The sequence below is a fragment of the Lentzea sp. NPDC036955 genome, from assembly GCF_055608005.1.
In genome coordinates, this window is the sequence record NZ_JBVJRC010000001.1 from 81799 (window position 1) to 99468 (window position 17670).

Annotated in this window: 19 protein-coding genes; 7 read left to right on the plus strand and 12 right to left on the minus strand. The window is 70.1% G+C overall.

Annotation, left to right across the window (positions count from 1 at the left end):
- The first annotated feature begins 41 nt into the window (after positions 1-41).
- Complete coding sequence (locus ACZ7CF_RS00415; RefSeq protein ID WP_360387951.1) at positions 42-503, plus strand: MarR family winged helix-turn-helix transcriptional regulator; 462 nt, start codon at positions 42-44, stop codon at positions 501-503.
- A gap of 3 nt (positions 504-506) precedes the next feature.
- Here ACZ7CF_RS00415 and ACZ7CF_RS00420 read toward each other — a convergent pair whose 3' ends face one another.
- Entirely contained in the window at positions 507-1079 is a 573-nt protein-coding gene (locus ACZ7CF_RS00420) for a maleylpyruvate isomerase family mycothiol-dependent enzyme (protein ID WP_360387948.1), read from the minus strand.
- A gap of 55 nt (positions 1080-1134) precedes the next feature.
- Between ACZ7CF_RS00420 and ACZ7CF_RS00425 the strand changes: the two genes are divergently transcribed.
- From ACZ7CF_RS00425 to ACZ7CF_RS00435, 3 genes are all read left to right on the plus strand, one after another.
- The gene (locus tag ACZ7CF_RS00425) at positions 1135-2061 is read left to right on the plus strand and encodes an RNA polymerase subunit sigma-70 (protein WP_470368436.1); all 927 of its coding nucleotides are present in this window, start codon (positions 1135-1137) and stop codon (positions 2059-2061) included.
- Between the two features lie 19 nt (positions 2062-2080).
- The gene (locus ACZ7CF_RS00430) at positions 2081-2434 is read left to right on the plus strand and encodes a VOC family protein (RefSeq protein WP_458433121.1); all 354 of its coding nucleotides are present in this window, start codon (positions 2081-2083) and stop codon (positions 2432-2434) included.
- A 216-nt stretch (positions 2435-2650) separates the two neighbouring features.
- Positions 2651-2791: a hypothetical protein gene (locus tag ACZ7CF_RS00435; protein WP_360387941.1), complete on the plus strand. Its 141-nt coding sequence runs from the start codon at positions 2651-2653 to the stop codon at positions 2789-2791.
- Positions 2792-2797: 6 nt separating this feature from the next.
- Here ACZ7CF_RS00435 and ACZ7CF_RS00440 read toward each other — a convergent pair whose 3' ends face one another.
- The 9 genes from ACZ7CF_RS00440 to ACZ7CF_RS00480 form a co-directional block, all read right to left on the minus strand.
- Positions 2798-3343: a hypothetical protein gene (locus ACZ7CF_RS00440; protein WP_470368437.1), complete on the minus strand. Its 546-nt coding sequence runs from the start codon at positions 3341-3343 to the stop codon at positions 2798-2800.
- 123 nt (positions 3344-3466) lie between these two features.
- Positions 3467-4561: a winged helix DNA-binding domain-containing protein gene (locus ACZ7CF_RS00445; RefSeq protein ID WP_360387937.1), complete on the minus strand. Its 1095-nt coding sequence runs from the start codon at positions 4559-4561 to the stop codon at positions 3467-3469.
- Positions 4562-4595: 34 nt separating this feature from the next.
- Positions 4596-5771, minus strand: coding sequence for a 4-hydroxybenzoate 3-monooxygenase (locus tag ACZ7CF_RS00450; protein WP_470368438.1), 1176 nt, complete (start codon positions 5769-5771; stop codon positions 4596-4598).
- Positions 5768-6112 carry a carboxymuconolactone decarboxylase family protein gene (locus ACZ7CF_RS00455; RefSeq protein ID WP_470368880.1) on the minus strand — a complete coding sequence of 115 codons (345 nt, stop codon included), beginning with the start codon at positions 6110-6112 and terminating at the stop codon, positions 5768-5770. The genes ACZ7CF_RS00450 and ACZ7CF_RS00455 overlap by 4 nt, the downstream gene beginning before the upstream one ends.
- Before the next feature lie 14 nt (positions 6113-6126).
- On the minus strand, positions 6127-6858 hold the full coding sequence (locus tag ACZ7CF_RS00460; RefSeq protein ID WP_470368439.1) for an alpha/beta fold hydrolase: 732 nt from the start codon (positions 6856-6858) through the stop codon (positions 6127-6129).
- The gene (locus tag ACZ7CF_RS00465; protein ID WP_470368440.1) at positions 6848-8494 is read right to left on the minus strand and encodes a lyase family protein; all 1647 of its coding nucleotides are present in this window, start codon (positions 8492-8494) and stop codon (positions 6848-6850) included. Before ACZ7CF_RS00465 ends, ACZ7CF_RS00460 begins: the two co-directional genes overlap by 11 nt.
- Positions 8495-8497: 3 nt before the next feature.
- Positions 8498-9004: a protocatechuate 3,4-dioxygenase subunit alpha gene (gene pcaG, locus ACZ7CF_RS00470; protein ID WP_470368441.1), complete on the minus strand. Its 507-nt coding sequence runs from the start codon at positions 9002-9004 to the stop codon at positions 8498-8500.
- Positions 8997-9734, minus strand: a complete 738-nt coding sequence (gene pcaH, locus ACZ7CF_RS00475; RefSeq protein WP_470368442.1) for a protocatechuate 3,4-dioxygenase subunit beta — start codon at positions 9732-9734, stop codon at positions 8997-8999. Before pcaH ends, pcaG begins: the two co-directional genes overlap by 8 nt.
- 109 nt (positions 9735-9843) lie before the next feature.
- Positions 9844-10677 (minus strand): cellulose binding domain-containing protein, encoded by an 834-nt coding sequence (locus ACZ7CF_RS00480; RefSeq protein ID WP_470368443.1) that lies wholly within the window; start codon positions 10675-10677, stop codon positions 9844-9846.
- Positions 10678-10852: 175 nt separating this feature from the next.
- Here ACZ7CF_RS00480 and ACZ7CF_RS00485 point away from each other — a divergent pair, with 175 nt between their 5' ends.
- A complete protein-coding gene (locus ACZ7CF_RS00485; RefSeq protein ID WP_470368444.1) occupies positions 10853-11257 on the plus strand; it encodes a ribonuclease domain-containing protein in 405 nt (134 codons plus the stop codon).
- A 794-nt stretch (positions 11258-12051) separates the two neighbouring features.
- Positions 12052-14475, plus strand: a complete 2424-nt coding sequence (locus ACZ7CF_RS00490; protein WP_470368445.1) for an NACHT domain-containing protein — start codon at positions 12052-12054, stop codon at positions 14473-14475.
- Positions 14476-14751: 276 nt separating this feature from the next.
- On the opposite strand, the gene ACZ7CF_RS00495 is transcribed toward ACZ7CF_RS00490, so the two are convergent.
- Both ACZ7CF_RS00495 and ACZ7CF_RS00500 read right to left on the minus strand, forming a co-directional pair.
- Positions 14752-15306 (minus strand): P-loop nucleotide/nucleoside kinase family protein, encoded by a 555-nt coding sequence (locus ACZ7CF_RS00495; RefSeq protein ID WP_470368446.1) that lies wholly within the window; start codon positions 15304-15306, stop codon positions 14752-14754.
- A 9-nt stretch (positions 15307-15315) separates the two neighbouring features.
- Positions 15316-17241, minus strand: coding sequence for a potassium transporter Kup (locus ACZ7CF_RS00500; RefSeq protein WP_470368447.1), 1926 nt, complete (start codon positions 17239-17241; stop codon positions 15316-15318).
- Positions 17242-17384: 143 nt separating this feature from the next.
- Between ACZ7CF_RS00500 and ACZ7CF_RS00505 the strand changes: the two genes are divergently transcribed.
- Entirely contained in the window at positions 17385-17666 is a 282-nt protein-coding gene (locus tag ACZ7CF_RS00505; RefSeq protein WP_360387911.1) for a metal-sensitive transcriptional regulator, read from the plus strand.
- Positions 17667-17670 lie beyond the last annotated feature (4 nt).

Genomic DNA, 17670 nt, shown 5'->3' on the forward strand with positions numbered 1-17670 from the left:
ATCGTCGAAAGTTTCGATGACCGAAACAGTATGCTGGCGGGGTGAGCGACGCAAGCGACTACGAACTCAGCATGCTGGTGCGGGCGCTGGTGATGGAGTCGAACCGGTTCCTGGAGATCTTCAGCGCGGCCCACGAGCTGCACTCCACCGACATGACAGCGCTGAACCTGCTCATGACCGCCCACTCCCCCATGACACCGGGCACACTCGCCCGCGCCCTGAACCTCAGCGCCTCCGCCACGACGTCGGTGCTGGACCGCCTGGAACGCGCCGGCCACGTGAGCCGCGACCGCAGCCCCGGCGACCGCCGCCGCGTGGAACTGCGCGTGCACGCGGCGGCGGAGGCACTGGCCTCGACGTTCTTCCAGCCGCTCGCCCGCGAGTTCGCGGCGACGTGGGGCGCCATGACCCCCGAGGACCGGCGGGTGGTGGCCGACTTCCTCGCGTCCACGACGGCGGCGACGGCACGGGTGCGCGCGGAGGTCCTCACCCCGCCCGCCTGACCGTCAGGGCAGCCTGCGCCCGCAGACGAGGAGCAGCAGGTTCTGCGCCTCGTCGCGGACGGGCGTCCCCGCGCCGAACGTCCAGTCCAGGTCGGTGGCGACCAGCTCCCTGCCCTTCACGTCGGACTTGAAGTACCGGACGTGACCGGGCTTCACCCCGTCGAGCACGAGCCGCAGCCGGTCGAGCGGCACCTTCCGGTCGAGTCCGAGCGCGACCGTGACGTCCAGGCCGTGGATGACGTCGTGCGAGAGCGCGCCGACGGGCCCGCCGCCTGGTGGGGTCCAGGGGTGGTGGACGTTGGCCTTCAGGGTGTCGAGGAGCTGCCGCGGGGACAGTTGCGCGGCGTCCTGCCTGGCCATGCGGTCGGAGGCGCGGTTGAAGCTGCCGCCGGCTTTCAGCACCTCCTTGAGGATGCGGCCCGGTGAGCTGCGGTACGGGAGCGTCGTGTGGGCGATGACCTCCTTCACGCGCCAGCCTGCGCACAGGCTTGCGGAGTCCCACTGCTGCTGCGTGAGGGATTCGAGCAGTTCTGCCTGGTCGCGCCGTTCGGCGGCCACCACGTCCTTGATGTCCATGCACGTCGTACGGAAGGGACGACGAGAACTCATCGGTCCGCGTAGGGTCGTGCGCGTGATCGAGGCGCTGGAGCCGTTCCGGGTCGAGCTGACCGGCTACTGCTACCGCATGCTCGGCTCCGGTTTCGAGGCCGAGGACGCCGCGCAGGAGACGCTCGTGCGCGCGTGGAAGGCCTACGACAGCTTCGACGCCTCGCGCGCGTCGTTGCGCACGTGGCTGTACCGGATCGCGACCAACATCTGCATCGACATGCAGCGTTCTCCGCAACGGCGTGCGTTGGCCGTGGACCTGGGACCGGCCGGCGGGGAGCTCGGGGCGCCGTTGCACGAGCGGGTGTTCGTGCAGCCGGTGCCGGACCACAGGGTGTTGCCGGAGGACCAGGCGATCCGCAAGGAGACGGTGCGGCTGGCGTTCGTGGCGGCGTTGCAGCACCTGCCCGCACGGCAGCGCGCGGTGCTGATCCTGCGCGACGTGCTGGCGTGGCAGGCAGCGGAGGTGGCCGAGCTGCTGGACATCTCGGTCGCTGCGGTCAACAGCGCGCTGCAACGGGCGCGGGCGACGGTGCGCACCACCGATCCCGGTGAGGCGGTGGACCCGGCGGACGCGACGCAGAAGGAGCTGCTCCGCCGGTACTGCGATGCGTTCGAACGGCACGACATGCGCGCGTTGGTGGCGTTGTTGCACGAGGACGCCACGATGTCGATGCCGCCGTTCAGCTGGTGGATCCGCGGACGGGACGCCATGGCGGCGGTGCTGCACGCGCCTGGTTCGCCGTGCGAGGGGGCGTGGCTGGTGCCGGTCGCGGCGAACGGGTCGCCGGCGTACTGGCAGCTGCGGCCAGGTCTGGACCGGCCGTTCGGGCTGGTGTTCCTCGACGTGCGCGACGGGCTGGTCACGGGTGCGTGCACGTATCTCAACGTCGAGGACTTCCTGCCGTTGTTCGATGCACCGATGAGTTCCGGCGCGCCGTCCCGTAGGTGAGTGGACGAAAGGAGCTCCCATGACGATCCAGCCCATCATCGTGACGCCGAACCCGGGGCCGATGCAGGCGTTCTACGAGCAGGTCTTCGGTGCGACCGAGGTGGCCAGGTACCCGGCGACCGGTGCGGTGTTCTTCACGACGCTGCGGCTCGGGGACGCCGAGCTCGGACTGGTGGCGGAGGACGCCGACCTGACCGCGGCCCCGCGCATCGTGCTGAGCGTGGGCGTCGAGGACGTCGACGCGCTGCTGCCCGTGGTCGAGGCCGCCGGCGGGCGGGTGCGGGGGCCGTCGAACGACATGCCGTGGGGGCAGCGGGTGGCGCACGTGTTCGATCCGGACGGAAACCCCGTGAACCTGACCCAGCAGCTCTGAGCACCTGATCGGCAGCCTTGCCCTCCTTGCTGCCGAAGGCGTCTGCAAGTACCGCCAACCCTTGATCGGATCGCCGCCAACTACCACCAACATGGTCGTCGCCGTCGAACCGGACCTGGATCTGCAGACGGCCAGCGGTGCTGTTGGTGGTAGCAAAGTGCTTGTCGATGTCGAGTTGGAGGTACTTGCAGGCGCCTGGGCAGCAACGAGGGTGAGATGTACGCTGATCCGGCGTCGCGGGCGAACTCGTTGCGGCTCTACCGCGCGAACTTTGACCGTGGGCTGCACGATCCGGAGCTGGCCCCGTTGGCGAGGGTGTCGGAGCGGACGGCACTGGTGCTGGAGTGGCTGCGGTAGCCGGTGTCAGGCCGCTCCGACGAGGTCCCGGCGCTCGCCCTTCGCCGAGGGCGCCGTCCGCCGGATTCGTCCCCACGGCTTGAACACCGACAGCACGTACGCGACCAGCAGCAACGTCGGTGCCACCACCACCGGGGGCAGCAGGCCGGACGGGAGCACCGCGGCCGGGTCACCGGCCAGCACGCGGGTGCCGATGCGGGCCGCCTCCTGCACTCCCGGTCGCAGGGCGAAGGCGATCAGCAGGCTCATGCCGACGTTCAGCACGAGCTTGACGGCCACCCACCAGTAGCGCACGAGCCCGTACTTGCCGCCCAGGCCGAGGACGGCGCCCGAGACCATGCACACGACGCTGGCGCCCAGCATCGGCCAGATCGCGAACATGTCCACTGCCTGGATGGCGATGCCCGCCGTGGTCGTGTCCGTTGTGGACAGGGCGATCACGATCAGGATGCCCAGTGCCAGGTCGATGCCGAGCCAGGCCGCTGCCGCCAGGGCGTGCACGAGCAGCACGGCTTTGCGGGCACGGCCGCTGAGCTTGCGGGTGGTGATCATCGCGGTGCGCTCCCTCGGTCGTGGTGTCGGCACCCACTCTCGCCGCCCGCGGCGACCGCATCATCCGTTCGTGCTCTGATCCCGTCTACGTCAGTTTGCGTACACCGGCCTCAGCCGGTCACGTCACTTGCGGGACCGCCAGCTGACCTTCGACGACCCGGCCTCCGGTGCGTCGCGCACGACCGTCCGCACCGGCAGCCCGAGGAACTCGCCGAACCGCCGGGTGTGCTCGGCCAGCGCGTCCACGTCGAAGCCGGGCAGCGGCCGCAGCTCCACGTCCACGGAGGTCTTCTTCAGCACCCGCTTCCACAGCCCGGCGATCTGGCCGTCCTCGATGATCGTCGCGTAGAACATGCCGTTGTAGGTGGAGATCGGGATCTCGTCGTAGCGGGTGAAGTACGCGGCGCGGTCCCGGTAGCCGATGACCAGCTCGTCGTAGGCGGGCAGCAGGTAGGTGCCGGTGGCCGGTTCGAGGTCCGGCGGCAGCCAGTACTCCTTGCCGTCGAAGGTCTCCCGCACCAGCTCGCCGCGCACCGGCTCCAGCCCGCGTGCGGCCTGCTTGAGCCCGATGCCTGCCCAGTTCGCGAAGTCGGCGACGGTCGCCGGGCCGTGGCTGGTGAAGAACCGCTGCGCCAGCACGGCGAGCGCCTCGTCGCCGGCGAGCGACCGCTGGTGCGGCGCCCACTCCTCCAGCAGCACGAACGTCTGGTCCTTGCCGCGTGGCGGGCCGGGCACGACCAAGCCCTCCTGGGCGAGGTGGATGAACGTGAAGTAGCTCTGCTGCCGGTCGTCGGGTATGCCCACGCCCGCCATCAGCTCGATCATCTCGCGCCGGGTCAGGCACCCGCCGCCGCTGAGCGCGTTCACGAACGTCTTGCGCGCCAACGCCATCAGCTCGGGCGTCATCCGGTGGTACTGCCACGCCTTGGGGGTCAGCTTGGCGAGGTCGCGCGCGCCGAACAGGTCGAGCATCCAGCCGACGTCCTCGGCCAGCACGTAGTGGATCGTGCCGCGCATCAGCCAGGTGCGGACGATCTTCCCGGCGCGCAGCTCCTCCTCGACGTCGGCGCTCACCCCCGGTTCGGTGCGCAGGCCCAGTGCCCACAGCGACTGGCCGTAGTCCTGGGCCTGGACGGCACCGAGCGCGCGGACGGCGGCCTCGGCCGTGGCGTACGTGCCGATCCGCTGGTTGGCGAGGCGCAGTGCGGCGATGTCCACCGCGGCAGTGTGCGCCTCGCGGCTCCAGTCCCGCTCAAGCCGGCCAGGAGCCGGTGTAGCCCTCGGCCAGCAGCCGCCGTCCCGCCTCGGAGTCGACGATCGACTGCAGCTCCCCGAGCTGGCGGCGCACGTCGAACTCGGCCGCGCCGGGCAGCGTGTGCAGCATCGACGTCATCCAGTAGGAGAAGTGCTGTGCCTTCCACACCCGGCCCAGCGCGCGGGGCCCGTACTCGTCGAGCGCGTCGTCGTCGGCCTTGAGCAGTGCGCGTTCGATCACCTCGGCGAGCACCTTCACGTCGGCGAGCGCCAGGTTGAGGCCCTTGGCACCGGTCGGCGGAACGGTGTGCGCGGCGTCGCCGGCGAGCAGCAGCCTGCCGTGGCGCATGGGTTCCGCGACGAACGACCGGAACTTCAGCACGGTCCGTTCGGTGATCGGCCCCTCCTTGAGGGTGAAGCCGTCCGGCCCGGCGACGCGGGTCTGCAGCTCCTCCCAGATTCGCTCGTCCGACCACGCCGCCGCGTCGGTCTCGGGGTCGCACTGGAAGTACATGCGCTGGTGGGTCTCGGTGCGCTGGCTGATCAACGCGAACCCGCGCGGCGAGTGCGCGTAGACGAGCTCGGGCGCGCTCTTGGGTGCCTCGGTGATGATGCCGAACCAGGCGAAGGGGTACTCACGGAAGTAGTGCGTGCGTTCGGCCTGCGGCACCTGGGCGCGACAGGTCGACCGCGACCCGTCGGCGCCGACGAGCAGGTCGCACCGCACCTCCTGGCGGACGCCGTCGCCGTCGGTGAAGCAGATCGCCGGCTCGTCGACGTCGACGGCCGTGTCGCGCACCCCGAACCGCACGTCGCCGCCGTCGCGTTCGCGGGCGTTCGCGAGGTCGACGAACACGTCGGTCTGCGGGTACAGCCACACCGACTCGCCCACCAGCGCCCGGAAGTCGACGCGGTGGCTCTCCCCGTTGAACCGCAGGTCGATGCCCTCGTGCGGGTGCCCTTCGCGCAGCACCCGGTCGGACACGCCGGAGTCGACGAGCAGCCGCGCGCTGTCGGCCTCCAGGATGCCGGCGCGGACGGTGTTCTCGATCTCCACGCGGGACCTGTTGTCGACGACGACGCTGTCGATCCCGTGCAGCGACAGCAGGTGCGACAACATCAGCCCGGCGGGCCCAGCGCCGACGATGCCGACCTGGGTGCGCGTCACGCTCACATCTCCTCCTGAAGGGCACGCCGCGCGACAGCGAACGCGTGGTTGGCCGACGGGACCCCGCAGTAGATCGCGCTCTGCAGCAGGACTTCCTTGATCTCCTCTGTGGACAGTCCGTTGCGCCGCGCTGCTTTCACGTGCATCGCGAACTCGTCCCAGTGGCCCCTGGCGATGAGCGCGGTGAGCGTGATCGCGCTGCGCATCCGCCGGTCGAGCCCCGGCCGCGTCCACACCTCACCCCAGGCGTAGGTGGTGATGAACTGCTGGAAGTCGGCGGTGAACTCGTCCGGCGCCGACGCCCGGTCGACGTGGACGTCACCGAGCACCTCCCGGCGCACCTTCATGCCGTCGTCGTAGCTCACTTCGCCCACTCCCCGGCCAGCACACCGGCCACCGCTCCCGGCTTCTCGACCGGCGGCAGGTGGCCGCAGTCCTCGATGACGTGGAACGACGCGGCGTTCAGCTGCTCCATCGCCTCGGGCGGCACCACGACGTCGTGCCGTCCGGCGATGGCGTGGACCGACCGTTCCACCTCCTCGGCCTGGAACCCGGCAAGTGCCTCGCAGGCCCAGGCGTAGGAGTCGTCGTCGACCTCGGTGAGGGCACGCAGCATGGCACCCGCCACGGCCGGTTCGCGGTCGATGAAGCCCGGCGCGAACCAGCGCCGTGAAGCGCCCTCGACCAGGACGGAGGTGCCCGCCTTGCGGACGAGCTCGGCGCGCTCGTGCCACATCATGGGGTCGCCGATCCTGGAGGCCGCGGCGATGCAGAAGACCTGGTCGAAGACACCTTTCATGGCGAGTTCGAGCCCCACCGCGCCGCCGAAGGAGACGCCGGCGTAGGCGGTGGGGCGGTCTGGCGTGGGCCTTTCCAGTGCGTTTGCGATGTCCTGCACCGCGAACGGCCCGGTCGCGTTCTTGCCGTTGCCGTGGCCGGGCAGGTCCCAGCCGATCACCTCGACGTCGTCCAGCTGCTCGGCGCAGGTGCGCCAGAGCTGGGACACCGAGGAGCCCAGGGACGGGCCGACGATCAGCAGGCGCTGGGAGTTCTCGGTGCCGGCGAGGCGGGTCAGGGTGAGTTCAACCGCCATTGTTGTCAGACCCCTTTGAGATGATGGGAGTGGGGACTTGCGCGCCCCCTGGAGGGGGACCAGTCGGAATCGATTCGGCTGGGGCCGTGATTGGTGGGGCGGCGTTTGCTGGGATGGCGTCCGCTGAGGCAGCGTCTATCGAGGCCGCGTCCGCTGGAGCTGCGCCCGCAGAGGTTGCGTCCGCCGGAGAAGCATCCGTTGGAGCTGCGCCCGCCGGAGCAGCGTCCGCTGGAGCCGCGCCTGTGGAGGCCACGTCCGCCGCGGCGTCCGCTTGAGCCGCGTCCGCCCGAGCCGCGTCCGCCCTGGCCGCATCCGCTGGAGCTGGCTCCGCCGAAGCCGCACTTGCAGCTACTGGTTCCGGTTCCGTTGGAGCCGCGTCAGCCGACGCCGGTTCTGCCCCAGCCACGCCCGCTCCAACCGGGCCCGCTGGAGCCGCGCTCGCCGACGCCGGTTCCGCCGCAGCCGCGTCAGCCGACGCCGGTTCTGCCCCAACCGCGCTCACCTCAGCCTCGCCCACCGGCAACGCTCCCACCGCCAGCGACTCCGCACACCGCCGCAGCACGTGATCGACGAACACCCCCGCAGCCCCGAGGTAGCCGCCCGGTTCCCCGTCACCACCCCGCTCAGCCAGCAGATCCGCGGCGACCTCCGCCACCCGCCGCGCCATCACCTCGGGGAACACCCGCAACCCCTCGGCCAGCTCCGCCGCCTGCGACGCCGCCACCACGGTCAGCTCCACCAGCCCCAGCAGCGCGGGCCACTCCGCGTGCCAAGCGCCGTCCGGCCGTTCGTCCACCGCCCGCGCGGCGCACAGGTGCAGCTGCGCGCCCAGTCCCGGCGCCCGCAGCGACGCGCTGTTCACCAGCACCGCGAGCACCGGGTTCTGCTTGTGCGGCATGGTCGACGACCCACCGCGACCCGCGACCGGGGCCTCGCGCACCTCGCCGATCTCGGGCCGGCCCAGCGTCAGCACGTCCGCCGCGAACACGCCGAGCGCGTCGGTCACCCGCACCAGTGCGTCACCGATGCGCGTGATCGGTGCCCGTTGCGTGTGCCACGGCAGGCCCGGCCACTCCAGGTCCAGCTCACGCGCGAAAGCCGCGGCGGCCTCGACCGGGTCGGCCCGCAGTGCCGCACGCGACAGCGTTCCGGCCGCTCCCCCGCACTGCACCGGGAACCGCAGCCTCTCCAGGTCCGCGAGCGCGTCCAGCACGGAGTCCAGCCACCGGGCCGCCTTGAGCCCGAACGTGATCGGCACGGCGTGCTGCGTCAGCGTCCGACCGGCCATCACCGAGGACCGGTGCTCGTCCGCGAGCCGTGCCAGTGCCGATGCCACCCGTACGAGGTCCGCCCGCACGCGCGCAACCGCGTCGCGTGCCAGCAGGACCAGCGCGGTGTCCAGGACGTCCTGGCTCGTCAGTCCCGTGTGGACCGGGGCCGGGACCCGTGAGCGCAGTGCGGTGACCAGCGGCAGCACCGGGTTCCCGGCCGCCTCGACCTCGACGGGGTCCAGCTCGGGCGTCCAGTCCCGCAAGGCGGGCTCGATGTCGGAGCCGAGCACGCGCGCCCACGCGACCTCGACCCGCACCATCGCGCGGACGAGGTCGCTGTCCGCCCGGTGGGACCCCGGCAGCACGCGTCAGCTCCGGTGCCGGGGGAACGAGAAGAACACCGTCTCGTTCTCGCCCTGCAGGTGGATGTCGAACCGCAGCCCGCCGTCGTCCTCGCGCCGCGCCACGAGGCCGTCCACCGCGCCGTCGGTGCCGGGCAGGTAGATGCGCGTGAACAGCCGGTCCAGCAGGCCGCGGGCGAACACCGCCACCGCGAAGAACGGTGTCGGGCCACCGGGTTCGACGGTGCTGAACCAGTAGCGGCCCGTCCGGTCGGTGCAGGACCGGCCCCAGCCGGTGAACGCGGAGCCGCGGCGCCGCAGCGACCCTTCGGTCTCGGGCATGGCACCGGTGGCGTCGGCCTGGCGGATCTCGATCATCGCGTCCGGCACGGGGGCGCCCGCGCCGTCGTGGACGTACCCGTGCAGCAGCACCGATCCCGCCGCGCCGAACGGCACCAGCTCGCTGTCACCGGGGTACGCCAGCGCGTGGTGGAAGAACGGCCCGACCGTCTGGCCGGGGGTCGCGCTAGTCATCGGAGGCCTCCAGGTGGGTGGCGTGGCTACCGGTCAACACGATGTCCCACCGGTAGCCGAGCAGCCACTCGTGCTCGGACAGCGAGTGGTCGTAGGAGGCGATGAGCCGGTCGAGGGCGGCGGGGTCGGTGATGGACTGCGCGATCGGGTCCAGCGCCAGCAGCTGGTCGCCGGGGAAGTACATCTGCGTGATCAGCCGCTGGGTGAAGTCCGTGCCGAACAGCGAGAAGTGGATGTGCGCCGGCCGCCAGGCGTTGTGGTGGTTGCGCCACGGGTACGGGCCCGGCTTGATCGTCGTGAAGTCGTACCAGCCGGCGTCGTCGGTGAGGCAGCGGCCGACGCCGGTGAAGTTCGGGTCGAGCGGCGCCGGGTGCAGGTCGCCCTGGTGGGAGTAGCGGCCGGAGGCGTTGGCCTGCCAGATCTCCACGAGCTGACGGCGCACCGGCCGCCCGTCCCCGTCGACGACCCGGCCGTGCACGCGGATGCGCTCCCCGATCGGTTCCCCGCCGCGCTGCACGGTCAGGTCGGCCTCGACCGGCGCCACGTCGGAGTGCCCGAAGACCGGCGCGACCAGCTCGACGCCCTCGGGGTCGGCGTGCCGCGGCTCCTTGGTCGGGTGGCGCAGCAGCGAGCTGCGGTAGGGCGGGTAGTCCAGCAGCGGCGCACCCCCCGGTGAGTCGGCCTTGATCTTCGCGATCTCGTCGCTGATCTCGTGCTGGCTGGTCGTCACCCACTGCACGCTAGAGATCAGCGGCGCTCGTAGTCGAGTCCGGTTTTCCACTCACCGGAAGCCGCTGCGGACTGCGCCGCCTCGTGACGGCCCCCGGTGGGCGGCCCGCTCAGTCGGTGCGGCAGGGCGCGCTGTTGAGCGTGAACGCCGTCGGCGCGCTGTTCGCCCCGGTCGCGGCGCCGTTGAAGCCGATCGAGATCGACCCGTTCGGTGTGATCAGCGCGGCGTAGTCGGCGTTGGTGGCGCTCACGACCGCGCCGTTCTGCACGTGGCTCGCGTTCCACATCTGGCTCACCGTCTGGCCGTCGGTGAAGCGCCACCGCAACGTCCAGCCGTTGATCAGCACACCGCTGACGTTGCGCACGGTCACCTCGGCTTGGAACGCGCCGGGCCACCGGCTGGTCACCCGGTACGTCACCGCGCAGGGCGGAGGCGGCGGGGTCGTCGTGGAGGGTGCGGGAGGCGGCGGCGGGGCGACCGTCGCGCACTCCAGCGCCCACAGGCCGATCTTGCCCTTGGCCGCGTCGCCCTCCGCCTGCGTCAACGGCCCACCGTCCACACCGGTCGTGCGCGCCACGCCGCTGCGCACCGCCAGCAACGCGTAGTCCGTGCCGTCCTCCAGCACCAGGCTGACCTCGCCGGGCGTGATGCTGCTGACCCGGACCTCCTTGTCCTGCAACGTCTTCCTGGCGAACTCCAGGGCCGCCTCGCCGCCGCAGCCGCTCGGTTCCGCGAGGTAGGAGATGCGCGCCTTCGTGCCGTCCGCGAGCTCGACCGTGCGCCCGTCGACGACCGCCACGACCCGGACCGGCGGCTGCTCGTCGCTCACCGACGGACGCGTGTTCGCCGGCGACGCCGCCGGGTGCGGAACGGACGCCACCTCTGCGGTGCAGGCGGCGGTGAGCAGGGCCAACAGCACCAGGAAGTGCTTTCGTGCTGCCATTGGACGACCGTATCGCTGCACGCTGACCATGCAATCACCTGTTCGGACTTGATCGACTGTGGCGATCAGCCGTGGTCACAGCATTAGTTGCACCCCCGGTCGCCCGCCGTTCACCCCGTCTTGATGATCGGTGGACATGATCACGAGGTCCGCACCCCGCTGATGGAGGTCTGAAGTGCACACCCTGCAACCGCACTGGACTCACCGCCTGCTCGCCGCCTTCGCCGTCGTCGCCTCACTGCTGGTCTTCGCCACCCCTGCCGCCGATGCCCGCGTCTACCAGTCCTGCGGCATCTCCGGCTGCGCCGCGGCCCGCTCCGCCGACTCGATCTGGGAGTCGAAGGGCTACCCCTCGACCCGCGGCTGGAACAACTGGCCCGACGGCCGGTGCAACTTCGCCGGCGGCACCTACTACAACCGCGACGGCCAACTGCCGGCCGGGCACCGCTACCAGGAGTTCGACGTGTACCCACGGGCGTGCGGGGCGGCACGGGACGCGGCCCGGATCGTGGTCGACCGCACGAGCGGCCAGGTCTACTTCTCGCCGAACCACTACGCGGACTTCTACCCGGTGTACTGAGGTCCGTGCCGGGCGCTGCGGCGAACACCGCAGCGCCCGTTCGGCCGCTTACGACCCGGTGATCTGCATCTACCGTCTTCCAGGTGTTGCACTTCAACCAGGTCAACGGTGACGTCCCCGGTCTCCTGATCCAGGCTCGCGACGTCCACTTCGCCGGACCTGCCGCGGTGGAGGACACGCCGCTGGTCCGCGCCCTGCACAACGCCACCTTCGAGGTGGTCGAGCCGGGTCGTGGTCGAGGCGTGTGCATTGCACCTGATCGGATCCTCACGGCCGCCGAACTGGCACCAGCCGGGTGCCATCTGCCGGACGCGCCCTCACTCGCGGTGGTGCCGTGGCCCACGCACAACCGGCCGTCACCGTGCCTTCACCCGGCCGTGGCGCCGGAAAGCCTGTGCACCACGCTCGAGGAGCTGCCCGGCACGCCCGTGCTGAACCGGCTCACCGGCGCCGTCTGCGCCATCGTGACCACGTCAGGCCCGATACCGGTGCCGACGCTGGACGTCCCGCTCGACCAGCGGTGGCTGGACCTGCTGACGCCCGAGCAGATTGCCGCCGCCGGCTGGCGACACCTCCCGCCGGACCTGCGGGAGTACCTGCACGCGGTGCGCGAGCAAGGTGATGAGCACGCCTACCGGTTCGACGGGCACAGGCCGCCGAGCCTGCGGTCCGTCTACCTGAACCGGTGGGTGATGCCGAAGAACGACAACGACGAGGAGGAGGCACCGGAACGCGTCAACGCGGAACAGCTGCTCACCGGCTCGCAGGGTGCCCGGATCCAGGGTGAGGCGGGGATGGGCAAGTCCAGCCTCCTCAGGTACTTCGCCGCTGACAGCGCGAACACCTGGCTGACCCGCGGCACCGGCAACGCCGTCCCGGTGCCCGTACCGGCCAGGGCATTCGCACAGGAGCTGCAGTTGCCCGATGCGCTCGCACGCGGCGTGCGCTCGACCATCCTGACCCGGCACGGGCTCGCCGAGATGTTCCGGAAGCAACCGTTGCCCGGGGTCCCCTGGCTGGTCCTCGTCGACGCTCTCGACGAGGCGGTCGGCCTGGACGCCGAGGACGCGATCCGGAGCCTCCTCAAGCGGCCCGACGACGACCTGTACCGGTTCGTGTTCACCAGCAGGCGCTTCGAGGGGACGAGCACGACGGATCACACCCGGCCGATCTACTCCCTGTCCCGGCTGGAGACGGACGAGCTCGAGCAGTTCCTGCTGTCGTGGTTCCGGGAAGAAGGCAGGAGCGAAGAGGACGCACGAGTGCTGTACGAACGGATCCGCGCCGGTGAACTGTTCGAGCTGGCGCTGGTACCGCTCATCGCGACCATGTTGTGCATCTTGTCGTGTGCAGACCGCACCGTCGAACTTCCGATGGACCGCATCGAGGTCTACCAGCGGTATGTCGAGCTGCAGCTGAGCAAGGTGGAGCACAACGGGATCCATGAACTGTTGCAGGAGGTGGCCTGCTCCTCGCTCGGCAACGACAGGAACCTGCTCGACATCGCCCAAGGTCGCCGTGAGCTTTCTCGCAACGCCCTCCGCGAGCTGCTGCTGGCCAGCGGACTCGTCGTGCCCCACGGCGACGAGCTGGTGTTCCGGCACGCGACGATCAAGGAGTTCCTCGCGGCCTGCCACCTGTACACCGACCCTGCGAAAGCCGAGTCGTTGCTGGCGCCCAAGTGGTCCGGGCCGGAGTGGCGCGACCTGAACGTGGTGGTCTTCCTCGCCGGGCTCGTCGCACAGAAGAAGGATCCGAACCCGTTACTGCGGAAGGCGTTGCGCCGACCGTACCGCCAGCACTACCTGAAGTTCGTGGTCACGGTGCTGGCACAGGGGATGTCGGTCGACGACGACGTCCGCGCCAAGGTCGTGCGGCTGCTCAGCAGGACCGTGCGAAGCACCTCGTCCGACGAGGTGTGGCAGCGGAACGTCGACTGGTTGCATCAGATCGCACCAGGAGACGTGGTGCAGCTCCTGCGAGGCCTGGTCGAGACCGCTGGCGCGGCGAACAGGTTCCGGCAGTTCGCGGCCGTGCGCTACCTCATCGAGCTCGACGCAAGTGCGAACGAGCAGGCACTGATGAGCTACTTGCGTTTTCCTGACGCGAAGACCAACGCTTGCAACAGCGTGCACAAGCTCCTCGCGGAGAAGGCCCCGGGGCTCGTCGTACGGGTGTTCACCGATCTGTCCGCAACGGGTGGGAATGACCGCATCCGCCGGCACGCGACGATGATCGTCCTGGAACAGGACCGCGCCTTGGGAGCCAAGCTGCTGGTCGAGCTGGCACGAGATGACTCGGTGGGCGACGAGGACCGGAAAGAGGTGATCGAACTCCTCGACGCCCAGGACCCCGAAGCCGGTTTCGACCTGTGGTGGTCGTTGGTGCGCAACGCGGGTGAACAATCCTATCGGATGGACGCTCTGCGCGTCTGCCTGGACCGGGATGGCGACACGACCGCGAAGCTCCTGGACGACCTCCTGGCCGACAGGAGCGTGCCGCGCCGGTTCGAGTTCGTCCGGTTCTTGGTGGAGCGCGACGTGGTCGATCCGGCTGTCCTGTTCGACCTGGCCGGTGGGCCCGAGGTCACGCTCGACGATCGACTCGCGGTGCTCAAGAAGCATTGGCCCGAGAACCGGGACAAGGCGGTCGTGCTGGTGGAGCCCGTGCTGCGCGAGCTGGATCCGAAACCGGAGCGCCTGTTCGAGGAGATCAGGCTGCTTCACCAGATCGCACCGCACAGGGCGGCAGATGTTCTTGCCGCCATGGCGAGCGACTTCCGCCGCTCGGAAAAGATCCGGTTCGAGGCGGTCGAGAGGCTGTGCGGCCTGTCCCTCGATGCTGGGCTGCGGATCTTGAGGGACGTGGTTCTCAAGCGCAACAGCGACGCGACGGTAGATCTGGTCATCCGGTTGAGCAAGACGACCCGTGTCAGCGTGCTCAGCTTGTTCGGGGGAAGAATCCCAAACACCTTGTCCTACAACGCGCTGAAGAAGCTCGTCCGGCAGTTCGACGAGCATTCGGCCAAGAGACTGCTCCACGAAATGACGAAATCGGGTTCGACTCACCGTCGCGTGAACGCTGCCGAACTCCTGACGAGGAGGTTCGGCAAGGTCGATGGCGCGAAGGCCTACCAGACGATCGCCGACTCCCCCGGCATGTCCGAGCGAACGCGAGCACGCGCACAAGCCAAGGCGGACCGGCTCAACGGCAAGTGACCCACCCCACGTCCACGGACGTGGCGCAGCCCACTGCCCCACGGGAATCTCCCGGCCCGGTCGTCCGTTGTACGGGGTGGTCGGTGCGGTCCGTGTCCCCCGGGCCTCATCTAACCGCCTTCGAGGATTACCGTCCGGCTGGAGCCTCGTTGTGCCTTTCGCCGAGAGGTGACCGCCGCACCGACCCCCGTACTCGCCTCCAGTCGTTCTCGAATCCCCCCGCGGCGACGGCTGGAGGCTGCCTCACCTACCTGCCCAGTGCGGTGAGCGCCTGCTTCAGGCACTCCTGCGCGGTGACGGCGGCCGAGTCGACCACGAGGTGGTCCTCGGGCCAGTCCTCCCACAGGCCGCGCATGCGCTGCACGTGCTCCCACGGAACCGTTGCGCGCCAGCCGGGAATGCCGCGTCGCGGCCTTCGACCCGTTGGCGGTGCACGGTTTCGTCGGAGCACACGCACTCGACGCCGGCGAACACGCCGCCGAGGCGTTCGGTGAGGGTGCGCAGGCGGGCGCGTTCCTCGCGCGTGTGGGCGGTGAGGTCGAGGACCACGTCCACGCCCAGCTGCACCTGCCGGGCCAGCAGCGCGGCGATGCTCGTGTCGACCACGTGCCGGGCGTTGTCGTCGGTCAGCACCTCGAACGGCACCAGGGCGCCGATCACCCAGTCCGCGGAGAACACCGGAGCGCGCAGGTGCCGGGCCAGGCCCTCGGCCAGGGTGCTCTTGCCGGCGCCCGGGATGCCCGCCACCAGCACGACCGTCGGCCGCGCGGTGGTCGGTGGCAGCGCCAGGTACCTCTCCAATGCCCGTTCGGCGATCTCCCCCGGCGTCATGGGGCGACGCTATACCTCGATCCGCGCTCCCATGATCACTGTTCGCTCTCGGGGTAGACCGAAGTGCTCAGCGGCGTCTGCGGTGATGTACGAGGTGGCCACGAACAGGCGTTTGCGCCAGCCCGCCATCGTCGGTGCCGTGCCGCGTTGCAGCTCGATCTTCGACAGGAAGTACGAGGCGCGGTCGAGGTCCAGGGCGCCCTCGGTCTGCTCGGAGGTCAGCAACGCCAGCGCGGCCGGCACGTCCGGGGTCTCCATGTACCCGAAGCGCGCGCTCACGTGGATGATGCCGTCGTCGCCGTGCCCGAGGTCGTCCACGTCGACCCGGCGGTCGGACGGGACGCGCGGCACCGGTTCGGTCTCGATGGACACGATCAGCACGCGTTCGTGCAGCACCTGGTTGTGCTCCACGGTGGCGCGCAACGCCAGCGGGGCGGTCTGCTTGCCGCGGTTGAGGAACACCGCCGTGCCGGGGACGCGGACCAGCGACCGCTCGCGCAGCTCGTCGACGAACTCCTGCAGCGAGCCCTCGGCGTTCTGCCTGGCCTTCGTCACGATGGACCGGCCGCGCTGCCACGTCGTCATGACGGTGAACGCGGTCAGGGCGATCAGCAGCGGCAGCCACGCGCCGTGCAGCAGCTTGGTCAGGTTCGCGGCGAGGAACAGCAGGTCCACGCCCAGCAGCACCACGCAGCCCAGTGCGATCGCCCACACGGGCGCACCGAACTTCCAGCGCGCGAGGAACAGGAACAGCGTCGTGGTGATGGTGATCGTGCCGGTGACCGCCATGCCGAACGCGAACGCCAGCGCCGCCGACGAGCGGAACGCGAACACCAGCGTCAGCACCGACACCATCAGCACCCAGTTGATCCACGGCACGTAGATCTGGCCGATCGTGGACTCCGAGGTGTGCGCGATCCGCAGCCGCGGCAGGTACCCGAGCTGCGCCGCCTGCGAGGCCACCGAGTAGGCGCCGGTGATCACCGCCTGTGACGCGATCACGGTCGCCGCCGTCGCGAGGACCACCATCGGCCACCGGCCCCACTCCGGCACCAGCAGGAAGAACGGGCCGCTGATGTTGGCCGGGTCGGCCAGGACCAGCGCGCCTTGACCCATGTAGCTCAGCACGCACGCCGGGAACACGAGCAGCAGCCAGCCGCGGGCGATCGCGGGCCGCCCGAAGTGCCCCATGTCCGCGTAGAGCGCCTCGGCACCGGTGACCGCGAGCACGACCGCGGCCAGCGCGAAGAACGCGATGTGGAAGTGCCCGAAGAAGAACCCGAGCGCGTACGTCGGTGACAACGCCTTGAGGATCTCCGGGTGGCTCGTGATGCCGACGACGCCCGCGGCGCCGATCGCCGTGAACCACGCGATCATCACCGGCCCGAAGACCCGGCCGACCACCGCCGTTCCCCTGCGCTGCACCAGGAACAGCCCGACGATGATCACCGCCGTGATCGGCACGACGAACTCGCCCAGCTCCGGCTCGACGATCTTCAGCCCCTCGACGGCGGACAGCACCGAGATCGCCGGGGTGATCATGCTGTCGCCGAAGAACAGGGCGGCGCCGAATATGCCGAACGCGGCGAGCGTGGCGGCGGCCTTGCGGCCCTGCTTCGACTTCCACCGGCGCAGCAGCGTGATGAGGGCCATGATGCCGCCCTCGCCGTCGTTGTGGACGCGCATCGCCAGCAGCACGTACGTGACGGTCACGATGATCGTGACCGACCAGAAGATCAGCGACACGACCCCGTAGACGTTGTTCGCGTCCACCGGCACCGGGTGCGGGTCGGCCGGGTTGAACACGGTCTGGATCGTGTAGATCGGGCTCGTGCCGATGTCGCCGAACACGACGCCGAGCGCCCCGACGACCACCGCGAGCCGTGCGGTGTCGTGCGCGAGCCCGGTGCGGGCCGCCACCTGTCGATCACTCACGAGCGGACGATAGCCGTGCGGACCACCGCCTGCCGAACAGAACTTTGACATACCCATACCCCCCTGGGGTATAAATGCGGTGAGCGCTCACCGCGCCCCCGGCAGCACGGCCGGCCGCGCGGTGGCCGGAGAAGGAGCGGGACGTGCACGGCTACACCGAGAACAAGGCTTCCCACCTGCGCCGCCTCAAGAGGATCGAGGGGCAGGTCCGCGGCCTTGCGCGGATGATCGAGAACGACGAGTACTGCATCGACGTGCTCACCCAGATCTCCGCGGCCACTCGGGCGTTGCAGGCGGTCTCACTGGGGCTGCTCGACGAGCACCTCAAGCACTGCGTGAGCCAGGCCATCGCCGAGGGCGGGACGACGGCCGACGCGAAGATCGCGGAGGCCGGCGACGCCATCGCACGCCTGGTTCGCTCCTGACCTG

What these genes read in the sequence shown, in the direction of transcription:
- ACZ7CF_RS00440 (WP_470368437.1), bottom strand. Translation starts at nt 3,343, where the DNA reads ATGATCACCACCCGCAAGCTCAGCGGCCGTGCCCGCAAAGCCGTGCTG.
- ACZ7CF_RS00435 (WP_360387941.1), top strand. Translation starts at nt 2,651, where the DNA reads ATGTACGCTGATCCGGCGTCGCGGGCGAACTCGTTGCGGCTCTACCGC.
- ACZ7CF_RS00430 (WP_458433121.1), top strand. Translation starts at nt 2,081, where the DNA reads ATGACGATCCAGCCCATCATCGTGACGCCGAACCCGGGGCCGATGCAG.
- ACZ7CF_RS00455 (WP_470368880.1), bottom strand. Translation starts at nt 6,112, where the DNA reads ATGAAGGTGCGCCGGGAGGTGCTCGGTGACGTCCACGTCGACCGGGCG.
- ACZ7CF_RS00480 (WP_470368443.1), bottom strand. Translation starts at nt 10,677, where the DNA reads ATGGCAGCACGAAAGCACTTCCTGGTGCTGTTGGCCCTGCTCACCGCC.
- ACZ7CF_RS00460 (WP_470368439.1), bottom strand. Translation starts at nt 6,858, where the DNA reads ATGGCGGTTGAACTCACCCTGACCCGCCTCGCCGGCACCGAGAACTCC.
- ACZ7CF_RS00490 (WP_470368445.1), top strand. Translation starts at nt 12,052, where the DNA reads ATGGGCAAGTCCAGCCTCCTCAGGTACTTCGCCGCTGACAGCGCGAAC.
- ACZ7CF_RS00495 (WP_470368446.1), bottom strand. Translation starts at nt 15,306, where the DNA reads ATGACGCCGGGGGAGATCGCCGAACGGGCATTGGAGAGGTACCTGGCG.
- ACZ7CF_RS00420 (WP_360387948.1), bottom strand. Translation starts at nt 1,079, where the DNA reads ATGGACATCAAGGACGTGGTGGCCGCCGAACGGCGCGACCAGGCAGAA.
- pcaG (WP_470368441.1), bottom strand. Translation starts at nt 9,004, where the DNA reads ATGACTAGCGCGACCCCCGGCCAGACGGTCGGGCCGTTCTTCCACCAC.